Origin of the sequence: Castellaniella hirudinis, from assembly GCF_047468865.1 — a bacterium.
Taxonomy (GTDB): Bacteria; Pseudomonadota; Gammaproteobacteria; order Burkholderiales; family Burkholderiaceae_B; genus Castellaniella; species Castellaniella hirudinis_A.
This window is the reverse complement of sequence record NZ_JBLGTV010000005.1, coordinates 18,898-31,309: the sequence shown is the minus strand read 5'-3', so window position 1 is coordinate 31,309 and position 12,412 is coordinate 18,898. Positions and strand designations below refer to the sequence as shown.

Annotated in this window: 10 protein-coding genes; 4 read left to right on the top strand and 6 right to left on the bottom strand. The window is 65.8% G+C overall.

Annotated elements, in window-relative coordinates:
• Positions 1 to 45: 45 nt before the first annotated feature.
• Positions 46 to 1,335 (bottom strand): methyl-accepting chemotaxis protein, encoded by a 1,290-nt coding sequence (locus ACMHYJ_RS08185; protein WP_414245731.1) that lies wholly within the window; start codon positions 1,333 to 1,335, stop codon positions 46 to 48.
• 155 nt (positions 1,336 to 1,490) lie between these two features.
• Between ACMHYJ_RS08185 and ACMHYJ_RS08180 the strand changes: the two genes are divergently transcribed.
• Positions 1,491 to 2,396 (top strand): LysR substrate-binding domain-containing protein, encoded by a 906-nt coding sequence (locus tag ACMHYJ_RS08180; RefSeq protein ID WP_414245730.1) that lies wholly within the window; start codon positions 1,491 to 1,493, stop codon positions 2,394 to 2,396.
• 140 nt (positions 2,397 to 2,536) lie between these two features.
• Here the strand turns inward: ACMHYJ_RS08180 and ACMHYJ_RS08175 are convergent, their stop codons facing one another.
• The 5 genes from ACMHYJ_RS08175 to ACMHYJ_RS08155 form a co-directional block, all read right to left on the bottom strand.
• On the bottom strand, positions 2,537 to 3,739 hold the full coding sequence (locus ACMHYJ_RS08175) for an MFS transporter (RefSeq protein WP_414245729.1): 1,203 nt from the start codon (positions 3,737 to 3,739) through the stop codon (positions 2,537 to 2,539).
• 195 nt (positions 3,740 to 3,934) lie between these two features.
• A complete protein-coding gene (gene acs / locus ACMHYJ_RS08170) occupies positions 3,935 to 5,914 on the bottom strand; it encodes an acetate--CoA ligase (protein WP_414245728.1) in 1,980 nt (659 codons plus the stop codon).
• Between the two features lie 119 nt (positions 5,915 to 6,033).
• On the bottom strand, positions 6,034 to 7,419 hold the full coding sequence (locus ACMHYJ_RS08165; protein WP_414245727.1) for an MFS transporter: 1,386 nt from the start codon (positions 7,417 to 7,419) through the stop codon (positions 6,034 to 6,036).
• Positions 7,416 to 9,302 (bottom strand): propionate--CoA ligase, encoded by a 1,887-nt coding sequence (locus tag ACMHYJ_RS08160; RefSeq protein WP_414245726.1) that lies wholly within the window; start codon positions 9,300 to 9,302, stop codon positions 7,416 to 7,418. The genes ACMHYJ_RS08165 and ACMHYJ_RS08160 overlap by 4 nt, the downstream gene beginning before the upstream one ends.
• 165 nt (positions 9,303 to 9,467) lie before the next feature.
• Positions 9,468 to 10,322, bottom strand: a complete 855-nt coding sequence (locus tag ACMHYJ_RS08155) for a ThiF family adenylyltransferase (protein WP_414245725.1) — start codon at positions 10,320 to 10,322, stop codon at positions 9,468 to 9,470.
• A gap of 136 nt (positions 10,323 to 10,458) precedes the next feature.
• Here ACMHYJ_RS08155 and ACMHYJ_RS08150 point away from each other — a divergent pair, with 136 nt between their 5' ends.
• From ACMHYJ_RS08150 to ACMHYJ_RS08140, 3 genes are all read left to right on the top strand, one after another.
• Positions 10,459 to 11,139 (top strand): gamma-glutamylcyclotransferase, encoded by a 681-nt coding sequence (locus tag ACMHYJ_RS08150; RefSeq protein ID WP_414245724.1) that lies wholly within the window; start codon positions 10,459 to 10,461, stop codon positions 11,137 to 11,139.
• A gap of 8 nt (positions 11,140 to 11,147) precedes the next feature.
• On the top strand, positions 11,148 to 11,780 hold the full coding sequence (gene pdxH, locus ACMHYJ_RS08145) for a pyridoxamine 5'-phosphate oxidase (protein ID WP_414245723.1): 633 nt from the start codon (positions 11,148 to 11,150) through the stop codon (positions 11,778 to 11,780).
• Positions 11,781 to 11,877: 97 nt separating this feature from the next.
• Positions 11,878 to 12,408, top strand: a complete 531-nt coding sequence (locus ACMHYJ_RS08140) for a flavin reductase family protein (RefSeq protein WP_414245722.1) — start codon at positions 11,878 to 11,880, stop codon at positions 12,406 to 12,408.
• Positions 12,409 to 12,412: the final 4 nt, after the last annotated feature.

The window sequence follows — 12,412 nt, the reverse complement described above, 5'->3', positions numbered from 1 at the left end:
GCATCAGGCATCAGGCATCAGGCATCAGGCATCAGATATCAGATATCAGGCAGCGTCTTGCCGAGTGCTGGCGGACAGCGCCTCGGTGGCGTCGACGGCCCGGTCGGCGTCCCGCTGCACTTGTTCGATGATCACGCCGGCCTGCGTCGCCAGCGCGACGCTTGCGGCCACCTCGGTTTTCCCGGATTCCATGCGATTGATCACCGCCGTGGATTCCGCCTGGATGTCCTTGACCATTTTGTTGATGTCGTCCGTGGCGACGCGGCTTTGCTCGGCCAGCTTGCGGACTTCGTCGGCCACCACGGCAAAGCCCCGCCCGACCTCCCCGGCGCGCACGGCCTCGACCGCCGCATTCAAGGCCAGGAGGTTGGTCTGGCTGGCGATTTTCTGGATGGTGCCGACAATGGCATTGATAGTCTGGGTTTTCTTGCCCAACCCCACGACCGCCTGGGTGGATTCGTCGAACATGACCTCCAGCGCGTGGATATGCTCGACGGTATCCAGGATGATGTTGGCGCCCCGCTTGGAGACTTCGCGGGTTTCACAGGACACCTCGTAGGCGGTCAGCGCGCCCTGCCGGGCGGCCTCGTGCTGGTGGATGCGTTCGGTGATGTCGGTGGCGAACTTGGCCACCGACACCAGGTGGCCATTGCAATCCAGCACCGGGTTGTACGTGGCTTCCAGCCAGATGGGCTGGCCGGCCCGGGTGCGGCGCAGCACCTGGCCGCGAAAGAACTTGCCCTGGCGCAGGGTATCCCAGAACTGGCCGTATGCCGGGCTGTCGGCATATTCCAGCTGGCACAGGATGCGGTGATCCCGTCCGATCAGATCCTCGGCCCGGTAGCCCATGGTCTGCAGAAAATTCTGGTTGGCATTCAGGATTTTGCCCTGCAGGTCGAATTCGATCACCGCCATCGAGCGGCCCACGGCATCCAGCACCGCACGCGCCCGGTTGGTGGCCACGATGTCCGCCGTGGCATCCCGGGCCAGTTTCAGCACCCGAACCACGCGCCCCTTGCGATCGAGAATGGGATAGTACGTGGCCTCCAGCCAGATCAGGCGGCCATCCCGGTGGCGGCGGTCGAACTGCCCCTGGAAGGATTCCCCCGAACGCAGACGCTGCCAGAACCGCGGGTAGTCTGGACTGTCCGCAAAAGCGGGAAAGCACAAGGCGGCATGGTACTGACCCTTGAGTTCGTCCGGGCGGTAGCCGAACAGGTGGGCAAACCTGTCGTTGGCTCGGATCACCAGCCCCTGATCGTCCATTTCGATCAGGGCTGAGTTTTTTTCCAGTGCATCGGTAATCAAGCCCGTACTGCTACCTTTGTTAAACATTACGCTATCCATCACTTATGTAATAATTCTTATCTATCCCTTTTATACAAAGGGACTTTTCTTGGAATCCGAACCACAAGGCAGTATATTCATTATTTATTTTGTAATAAATATAAAAATAACTAATTCACCATACAATTTTAACTAACAATGCGATGAGCCTGCTGAACGAGCTTCGTGTCTTCATCGGCCTGGTACACAGCGGCAGCTTCACCGCGACCGCCGCCAACCTGGGCATCCCCAGGCCCACCGCCACGCTGGCGATCCAGAAACTGGAAAAAAGGCTGGGGGCCAGACTGTTCATCCGCACTACCCGGCAAGTCCGGCTGACAGCGGACGGCGAAGTCCTGTTTGAACGCGCGCGGATGTTCCTGGACGAGGCTGACGGCCTGGAAAACATTTTTCAACAGCAAGACGCCGAACTGCTGGGCCCGCTGCGGGTGGACGCTCCCAGCCGCATCGCCAGACGCTTGATCGCCCCGGCCTTGCCGGACTTCCATACCCGCTATCCCCAGCTGGACATTCTGCTGAGTTCCAGCGACCGCCACATCGACCTGGCGCGCGAGGGCCTGGACTGCGCACTGCGGGTGGGGGCGCCCGGGCCCAGCAACCTGACGGCCCGGCACCTGGGGACGCTGTCCATGGTCAACTGCGCCAGCCCCCGCTACCTGGCGCGCTTCGGCGTGCCGGCATCCCCCGCGGATCTGGGCCAGCACCAGGTGGTGCGCTACCAGCCCATGGCGCCGGGCGAAGCCGCCGCCCTCTGGGAATGGATGGACGGGCCGAACCACCACACCCTGAACCTGGGCGGCCCGGTGGCCGTCAACAACGTGGAAAACTACATCGCCTGCTGTCTGGCCGGGCTGGGTCTGATCCAGATCCCGGCTTTCGACGTCCAGGAACACCTGGACGCGGGCGAACTGGTGGAAGTGCTGCCCGCCTGGAAAGCCCCGCCGATGAACGTCCAACTGGTGCACCCTTATGGCCACTACCGGCCCCGGCGGCTGCAGCTGTTCAACGACTGGCTGGCGGGGCTGCTGGCCCCTATCGTGATGGATTAAAACCCGCTAACCGCAACCCGGCAGACCCGATAACAGCAAATCCAGGCCCGCCCCCCGCCAAGCCCGAAAGAGCAGCCAGACCGCCCCCCCGGCCAAAACCACCCCCAGCGCCGCAAGCAGCCGGGTTTTGATCCGGGGCTTCATGCCAGGGCCTTTTGCAGGCGCGCCACGGGGCGTTCCTGGATCGGCCAGTTCAGGGCGGCGGCCAAAAAGCTGAGGGCAATGCAAAGATACCAGACCAGATCATAGCTGCCGGTGCGATCGAACAGGTATCCCCCCAGCCAACCGCCCAGGAACGACCCCACCTGGTGCATCAGAAACACAATGCCGCCCAGCATGGATAAATTGCGCACGCCAAACATCGTGGCCACCGCCCCATTGGTCAGCGGAACCGTGGACAGCCACAACAGCCCCATGGCGACACCAAAGGCATACGCCGTCCAGGCGGTGACGGGGAAAGCGATGAACAGCGCAATGACTGCGGCGCGGATCAGATACAGCCCACTGAGCAGGCGCGGCTTGGCATAGCGCCCGCCCAGCCAGCCGGCAATATACGTGCCGAACACGTTGAACAGGCCGACCAAGGCCAACACGGTGGTGCCGACCATGACCGGCAGATGCTGATCGACCAGATAAGCGGGCAAGTGCACGCCAATAAACACCACCTGGAAGCCGCAAACAAAAAAACCGAAAGCCAGCAAGCGAAAACCGGCATGGCCGAAGGCTTCGCGCAAGGCGTCGCCCAGGGTTTGCGCGGGCTCGTGTGTCGCCTGCGGGCGATCTTTGATGAAGGCGGCCAAGGGCATGATCAGGGCGGCCACGGCGCCCAGTACAACCAGCGCGGCGGCCCAGCCCAGCCACTGGATCAGCCCCAGCGACCCCGGCAGCATGGCAAACTGGCCCAGGGAGCCCGCCGCGGCGGCAATCCCCATGGCCACGCTGCGTTTTTCCGGGGGCACGGCCCGCCCGACCACCCCCAACAAGACAGAAAACGAGGTGCCGGACAGCCCCACGCCAATCAACAGGCCGGCACTGACGGACAGGGACAGCGGAGAATCGGCATACCCCATCAGCACCAAGCCCAGCGCATACAACAGGCCGCCGATCAGGATGGTGCGGGCCGCCCCCACGCGGTCGGCCAAGGCCCCGGCAAAAGGTTGGGCCAGCCCCCAGACCAGATTCTGCAAGGCCAGGGCAAAGGCAAAGACTTCGCGGCCCCAGCCGAGTTCTGTGCTGATCGGCGCAAGAAACAAGCCAAACCCATGGCGAATCCCCAGCGACAGGAACAGGATCAGGGCGCTGCCCGCCATGATCCAGAAGCTTTTGCGCCAAACCGAACCCATTGTGTGTCCTTGCTGAAGGAAAAAGCCGATCCGGCCCTGAAAGCGGCGCGGTCATCACAAGACTGAATTATACGTGACCCGGGCCAAGCGCCCAGCCGGGCGGCCGTCCCATGGGCCCATTGAAAAGGGCGGGGAATCCCCCGCCCTTGGGCTGTGCCCGACCGCCTGGATCACAGGCGGCCGAAACAACACACGTTACCGGACTTCCGCCAACTGATCCAGAATGCCCGGATTTTCCAGCGTGGAAACATCCTGAGTGATAGGTTCACCCTTGGCCACCACGCGCAACAGGCGGCGCATGATCTTGCCAGAGCGCGTCTTGGGCAGGTTCTCGCCAAAGCGGATTTCACGCGGCTTGGCGATGGGGCCGATTTCCTTGGCGACCCAATCGCGCAGCTGCTTGGCCATGGCGTCGGCGTCGGCCCCCTGCGGCAAAGTCCCGTTGAGCACCACGAAGGCCACCACGGCTTCGCCGGTGGTGGCGTCCGGGCGGCCCACCACGGCGGCTTCGGCCACCAGTTCGTGGGCCACCAGGGCGGATTCGACCTCCATGGTGCCCAGGCGATGCCCGGAGACATTCAGGACGTCGTCGATGCGGCCCATGATCCAGAAATAGCCGTCCTTGTCGCGCTGCGCGCCGTCGCCCGCCAGGTAATAGCCCTTGAGCTCTTCGGGGAAGTAGGTTTTCTTGAAGCGCTCGGGGTCGCCCCAGACGGTGCGGATCATGGAAGGCCACGGCCGGCGCACCACCAGAAACCCGCCCTTGCCGCGTTCGACTTCCTCGCCGGTTTCGTCCACGATGGCAGCGTCGATGCCGGGCAGCGGCAACGTGCAGGAGCCGGGCTTCAGCGGGGTGACACCCGGCAGCGGGGTAATCATGTGCGCGCCGGTTTCGGTCTGCCACCAGGTGTCGATCACCGGGCAGCGCTGCTGGCCGACGTTGTTGTAGTACCAGACCCAGGCTTCGGGATTGATGGGTTCGCCCACCGAGCCGATGATGCGCAGGCTGCTGAGGTCGAAGGACTTCGGATGGACTTTTTCGTCCGCCTCGGACGCCTTGGTCAGTGAGCGGATGGCCGTGGGCGCCGTATAGAACACGGTGACCTTGTGCGCCTGGATCATTTTCCAGAAGCGGCCGGCATCGGGATAGGTGGGCACGCCTTCGAAAACCACCTGGGTGACGCCGGCGGCCAGCGGGCCATAGGTGACATATGAGTGGCCCGTGACCCAGCCCACGTCGGCCGTGCACCAGAACACATCGTCGGGCTTGGCGTCGAAGGTCCATTTCATGGTCATCAGCGACCACAGCAGATAGCCCGCGCTGGAATGCTGCACGCCCTTGGGCTTGCCGGTGGAGCCCGAGGTATACAGGATGAACAGGGGGTGGTCGGCATCCACGGCCACGGGCGGGCAGTCGGTGGATTGGCCTTCGATGGCCTCGTGCCACCAAAGGTCGCGGCGGGCATCCCATTGGACTTCGGTGCCCGCGCGCTTGTAGGTGATGACCTGGCGCACCGCGTCGCAACCGCCCATGGCCAGGGCGTCGTCCACGGCGTTTTTCAGGGCGATGGCCTTGCCGCCGCGCAGTTGGGCGTCCGCCGTGATGACCAGGGTGGCGCCGACGTCCACGACCCGCTCATGGATGCTCTTGGCCGAAAAGCCGCCGAACACCACCGAATGGATGATGCCCAGGCGGGCGCAGGCCTGCATCGCCACCACGGCCTCGATGGACATGGGCAGATAGATGACGGCGCGTTCGCCGGTCTTGAAGCCCAACGCCTTGATCGCATTGGCAAACTGCGACACGCGGGCGTGCAGTGCTTTGTAGGTGACCTGGGTGACTTTGCCGTCGTCCGCTTCAAAGATCAGGGCGACGCGGTTTTCCACCGGCGTGCCCAGATGTTTGTCCAGGCAATTGGCCGAGATGTTCAGCTGGCCATCCGGGTAGAAACGGTAAAACGGCTTGTTGGATTCATCGACAACCTGGGTAAAGGGCTTTTGCCAGACCAGATTTTCCCGGCCCAGGCGCGCCCAAAAGGCATCCGGGTCGAGATTGGCCTCGTCGCACAGGGCCTGATAGGCGTCCATCCCGGATACATTGGCCTGCTTGACCAAGTCGGCCGGCGGCGGGAAAACCCGGTTTTCGACCAGTATGGATTCAATCTCCGTAGGCATATCGCTCGCTCCTTTTGCTTGATGTGACTGACATCATGTTTGAATTGTCTTGCTACCACCGTACTGCAGAAGACTTACTTGACCCTGACAAATGCAACAAATCGGCCCGGCCTCCTTGATTACCCTGATGCGGCATCCCGCCGCGCCTGTTGTCCCCGGGCAAAATCCAGCCGGGCCAGCACCCATAGCCCCGCCAGGAAGAAGCCGCCAGTGACCAGCAGGGCCAGGCGGTGATTGCCCTGGGTGAACCAGACCAGCAGCCCGTAGGTCAGCGGCCCCACCACGGCGGCCAGCTGCACGGCGAAAGTCCACAAGGCGAAGAATTCGGCGGGCCGATGGGCCGGGGCCAGCACCCCCACCATGGCGCGGCCCGCGCTTTGGCTGCTGCCCATGCACAGCCCGGCCAGGCCAGCCGCCAGCCAGAATGCGGGCACGGACTGCGCGGACGCCGCCAGCGCCACCATCGCCAGCCAGCCCAGCAGGGTCAGCGCCAAAGCCCGCTTGTGGCCGATGCGATCCTGCAGATAGCCAAAACCAAGCGCCCCCGCCGCCGCCGCGATATTGACCAGGAACACCAGCAGCATGGTCTGGCGCATGTCGAACCCCATGACCTGAGTGGCATAGACCGCCGACAGCGTGATCACCACGGTAATACCCGCCTGGTAGCAGGCAATGCACAGCAACAGGCGGCGGAAGTCGGGAAAATCGCGGCGCGTTTCGGCCCAGGCGCGCCGCAGCTGGGCCATCAAGGGCAGCGCGCGCGGGGCCGCCCCGCCGGAAGGTTCGCGCAGCCACAGAAAGGACGGCAGCGCCGCCAGCATGAACACGGCGGCGGTCAGCAGCATGATCCCGGGGACGTAATCCGCCGCCGCCCGGCCGGCGGCTTCGGCATCGCTGGCTACCCACAAAGCCAGGCCCAGTGCCAGCATGCCGCCGAAATAGCCAAACCCCCAGCCCCAGCCCGAGACCCGGCCCATGGCCTCGGGGCGGGCCAGACTGGGCAAAAACGACGCCACGGTGGATTCACCCACGCAGTAGAACACATTGGACACCAGCAGCCACCCCAGGCCCCAGGCGATGTCGCCCGGCCCGGCGCCGGCCAGCAGCGCGGTGGCCGCGACGCAGCCCAGCGTGCTGGTGAACAGCAGCCGCCGGTGACGCCCCCGCGCATCCGCCCGCGCGCCCAGGCCGGGCATGGCCAGCATGACAATGAGGTAGGACAGCGACAGCGTGACGGTCAGCGCCAGGGTGCCCCAATGTCGTCCCGCCGCCACCACCCCCACGAAATACGCATTGAAGACGGTGGTCAGAACCACCGTGGTGTAGCCTGAATTGGCGAAATCATACAAGGCCCACGACCAGACCTCGCGCCGCCGCACGCCGGGCAGCAGAACGGCATCGCGGGGCCCCCACGACGACGGGGGCGCGTCCGGCCCTTCAGCAGGCGCGGGCGGCGGCCCGCCGGAGGCGGCGGCGGGCGGGACGGCGGACTTGGACGGCTTCACAAAACGGCACGAATCTGATCCAGGGCCGTGGGATCTTCGATGGTGGTGAGATCCCCGGGGTCGCGGCCTTCGCACAGCGCCACGATGGCCCGCCGCAGCACCTTGCCGGAACGGGTCTTGGGCAGGGTATTGACGAACAGGATGCGCGCCGGCCGCGCCACCGCGCCATTGCGCTGCTCGATCACGTGTTTGATTTCGGCCGCCAGCCGCTGGGCGCCATCGGCGTCGTCCAGCAAGGCGGGATTGCGCAGCACCGCAAAGGCCACGGCCGCCTGGCCTTTGAGTTCGTCGGCCACCCCCACCACGGCGGATTCGGCCACTGCCGGATGGGTGTTGACGGATTCTTCGATTTCGCGGGTGCCCAGCCGGTGACCGGCGACATTGATGACGTCATCCGTGCGTCCCAAGATGAACCAATAGCCGTCGTCGTCCACCAGGCCCCAGTCGGACGTGGAGTAAGTCAGCCGCCCGGGGAAAGACTGGAAGTACGTCTGCACGAAGCGCTCGTCGTTGCCCCAGATCGTGCTCATGGCGCCCGGCGGCAGAGGCGGTTCGATGGCCACGACCCCCTTGCGGTTGGGGCCGCTGTCCTGGCCGGTGGCTTCGTCCACCACGCGCACGTCGAAACCGAACACAGGGACGGTGGGACTGCCGAAGCGCGGCGGGATTTCCTCGACCCCCGGCTGGGCGGACAGGATCGGCCAGCCGGTTTCGGTTTGCCAGTAGTTGTCCACCACGGGCTTGCCCAGGGCTTCGGACAACCACTGGCCGGTGAGTTCGTCCAGCGGCTCGCCCGCCAGGTAGATACGATCCAGGCTGGAGAGATCGTGGCGCTGGAGCAAGGCGGGATCGTGCTTTTTGAGCACCCGGATAGCCGTGGGGGCAGAGAACAGGGCATTGACCCGATGGGCTTCGATGATGCGCCACAGAATGGCGGCGTCCGGGCGCACCGGGGTGCCTTCATACATGACGGTGGCCTGGCCGTTGAGCAGCGGCCCATAGACCACATAGGAATGCCCCACCACCCAGCCCACGTCGCTGCTGGAGAAATAGACATCGCCCGGCTTGCCGCCGAAGATGTATTCCATCGACGCGCACAGGGCCACGGCATAGCCGCCCACGTCGCGCTGGACGCCCTTGGGATTGCCGGTGGTGCCCGAGGTATACAGGACGTAGCTGGGGCTGCTGGATTCCAGCCAGACCACGGGCACCTGGACATCCAGGTGCCGCGCCCGCAAGGTGGCGTAGTCCAGGTCGCGGCCCGCGACCCGATCCATGGGCACCAGCCCGCGATCCACCAGGACGACGTGCTCGGGCGCGTGGCCGCACTGGGCGATGGCCTGATCCAGCAGGGGCTTGTAGGCGATGGGCCGGCCGCCGCGCGATCCGGCATCGGTGGAGACAATGACCTTGGGCTGGGCGTCGTCGATGCGCTGCGCCAGATTGTGCGCCGCAAAACCGCCGAACACCACCGAATGGATGGCCCCCAGGCGGGCGCAGGCCAGCATGAAGAAAGCCGCCTGAGGAATCATGGGCAGATAGATCAGGACACGGTCGCCCTGGGCCACCCCCAGGCTTTGCAAAATGGCCGCCGCCGCATTGACTTCGTGGGCCAGCTGCGCCCGGGTGTAGACGATTTCCTGGTCGACCTCGGTGGAGACCCAGATCAGGGCGGGCTGGTCGGCCTGCGTATCGAGCCAGCGATCCACCGCGTTGTAGCACAGGTTGGTGCGCCCCCCCACGAACCAGCGGGCAAAGGGCGGATTGGAATAATCCAGCACCTGGGTAAAGGGGGTTTCCCAGTGGATGCGCTGGGCTTCGCGTGCCCAGAAGGCATCCCGATCCTGTATGGACTGGCGATGGAATTCGCGGATTTTCTGCATGATGTGGTCTCCTGTCATCCTGCAGCCCCGGCCTGGTGTCAGACACCCGAAGTGCGGATGTATCCTGAATTATTCTGGTGCCGACATGCTACACCAGCAGCCAACGTACAGGGCAAGGCTGACATGAAACTGACAAGCGCCATGAACCGGACGGCCCCCGGGGGCTTATCCCGCCCCGCCCCGTCCCGCCAGACCCTGCCGCAACGCCCAGTCGGCCGCCGCCAGCCCCATGGCCGCCGTGACGGTGACCACCGACCCGTACCCCGCACAGGACAGGCCCTGGGGGGCCTGCCCCCCGGCGGCTTCGGCCCTGCCCGCCGCCCAGGCGGCGGGCAGGATCACGGGCTGGTCGAACCACAGGCAGGGCACCCCCATGCGCGGCACGCGGCGCTTGGGCCGGCCCCCGGCGGCCCCGCCTTTGGGGTAGCCGTGACGCTGGCGCAAACCCTGGCGCAGGCGGCCCAGCAAGGCATCGTTGCCGGCCAGGGAAAGATCGCCCAGCCGCAGCGCCAGGGGATCGGTCTTGCCCCCCGCCCCGCCACACACCAGCACCGGCCATGCCTGAACCCTGGCCTGCAGCACCATGGCGGTCTTGGCGGGCACTTGATCCGTGCAATCCAGCAGCACCCCGGCCGGGCCGGCCGCCAGCAGCGCGGCGATGTTGTCCGGCCCCACGAAATCATCGACTTCGGTCACCCGGCAAGCGGGGTTGATGTCCCGGACGCGCGCCGCCATGGCGCGAATCTTGGCCATGCCCAGGGTGCTGCCCAGCGCATGCGCCTGGCGATTGATATTGGATTCGGCAATGTGATCCATGTCGGCCAGCGTCAAGGCGCCCACCCCGGAGCGGGCCAGCGCTTCGGCGCACCAGGTGCCCACGCCGCCCAGGCCCGCCACCACCACATGCAGGCCATTCAGGGCCTGGGCGGCCCCGGGGCCATACAAGCGATCCAGGCCGCCAAAGCGGCGGGCGGGATCGAAAGCCGCCGGATCGGACGGCGATGAAGTCATGGGCATCATATGATCGGAAACGGGCATTACGCCAAACGGCCAAGGTGCTTGGCATTTTACCCGGCCCGCGGCCCAGGGCCGAGGCGATGACCCCAGACGCACCGCCCCCGCGCCACCGCCTGGGCCGTCAAGTCCTCTACAATGTGTGGCATCCCTGTTTTTTGCCGTCCACTTGCCCGTGCCGCCCACCCGATCCCGCCCTGGCCACCCGCCGCCGCCCCAGTCCTTCACCCTGCGTGACGACGACTGGCACCGCGCCTCCATCCAGCAATCCCTGGCCCACTGGGACGGCCGCAGCGATCTCTGGGTGTTTGGTTACGGCTCCCTGATCTGGCGGCCCGAATTCGATTTCCTGGAAGCCCGCCGCGCCCGCATCCACGGCTACCACCGCGCCCTGTGCCTGTGGTCGCGCATCAATCGCGGCACCCCCGAGCGGCCCGGCCTGGTGTTCGGCCTGGATCTGGGCGGCGCCTGTACCGGGCGGGTATACCGGATTGCCGGCCGGGACGCCCCCCAGACCCTGCTGGCCCTGTGGCGCCGCGAAATGCCCAGCGCGGCCTACCACCCCCGCTGGCTGGCCTGCCGCACCGGCCAGGGCACGGTCTCGGGCCTGGTGTTCGTCATGAACCGCCAGGATTCCAGCTACGCCAGCGGCCTATCGCTCGAACAGACCGTGGCGGCGGTGCGCCAGGGCCACGGCCGCTACGGGGCCTGCACCGAATACGTTTTGCAAACCGCCCGGGCGCTTGAACAGGCCGGCATCCCGGACCGCGCCCTGCGTCCCATTACCCGGGCGCTGTCCTCCACAGAACCCTCCACCCTATGACAGGCACCATGTCCATCGCCGATATCCGCCAGACCTACCAGAAGTACGAGCTCCTGGAATCCGCCGCCGCGGCCAATCCCTACGACCAGTTCGACACCTGGTTCCAGCAGGCCCTGCACAGCCAGGTGGCCGAACCCACGGCCATGACCCTGGCCACGGCCGATCCCCAGGGCCGCCCATCGGCGCGCATCGTGCTGCTGAAGGGCGCCGACGCGGACGGCTTCGTGTTCTATACCAATTACCAGTCGCGCAAAGGCCAGGACATCACCGCCAACCCGCACGCCAGCCTGTTGTTTTTCTGGCCCGAACTCGAACGCCAGGTTCGCATCGAAGGCCCCGTGGCCGCGGTCTCGGCCGCCGAATCCGACGCCTATTACCACAGCCGGCCGCTGGGCTCGCGCATCGGCGCCTGGGCGTCGCCCCAAAGCCAGCCCATCAGCCACGACGCCCTGGCCCAGCGCGCCCGCGAACTGGCTGAAAAACTGGGCGACCAGCCCAGCCGCCCCCCCCACTGGGGCGGCTACCGGGTGCATGCCCAACGCATCGAATTCTGGCAAGGCCGCCCCTCGCGGCTGCACGACCGCCTGATCTACACACTGGACGCCAACGGCCATTGGGGTCTATCGCGCCTGGCCCCCTGATGGCCGCCATCCGCCTTCCCGGCGCCGCCGGGCACGTCGCCAGCCCGATCCGCTCAGGCGCCCGGGCGGGTTTCCCCACTCTATTGGTGCGCAAGCCATGACGGTTTCCCCCAAACCCGCCGATTTCCCATCCTTGTATTTCCGCTCCGCCCTGGGCCGCTTCCCCACCGGGGTCACCATCATCACGGCGGAACACCCCGACAACGGGCAGCCGATCGGCCTGACCATCAGCTCGTTCAGCTCGGTTTCGCTGGATCCGCCCATGGTGCTGTGGTCCCTGACCCATACCGCGTCTTCCCTGCCCGCCTTCATGGCCCTGGATCGTTATGTGATCCATGTGCTGTCGGCCAGCCAGATCGACCTGGCGCGGCGCTTTGCCAAGGGTGCCCAGGCCGAGCGCTTCGCCGAGGTGCCGCTGGATCGCGCGCCCAACGGCACGCTGATGCTGGGCGACGACCGCAGCGCGGCCTGGTTCGAGTGCCACAACACCCAGCAGCACCAGGCGGGCGACCACACCGTGTTCGTGGGCCAGGTAGAACACTGCCACCGCCAGCTGCTGTCGCCGCTGATCTACCACGCGGGGGATTTCGACCTGACTCAGGGCAGCGAACCGCTGTCGCGCAACTGAAACG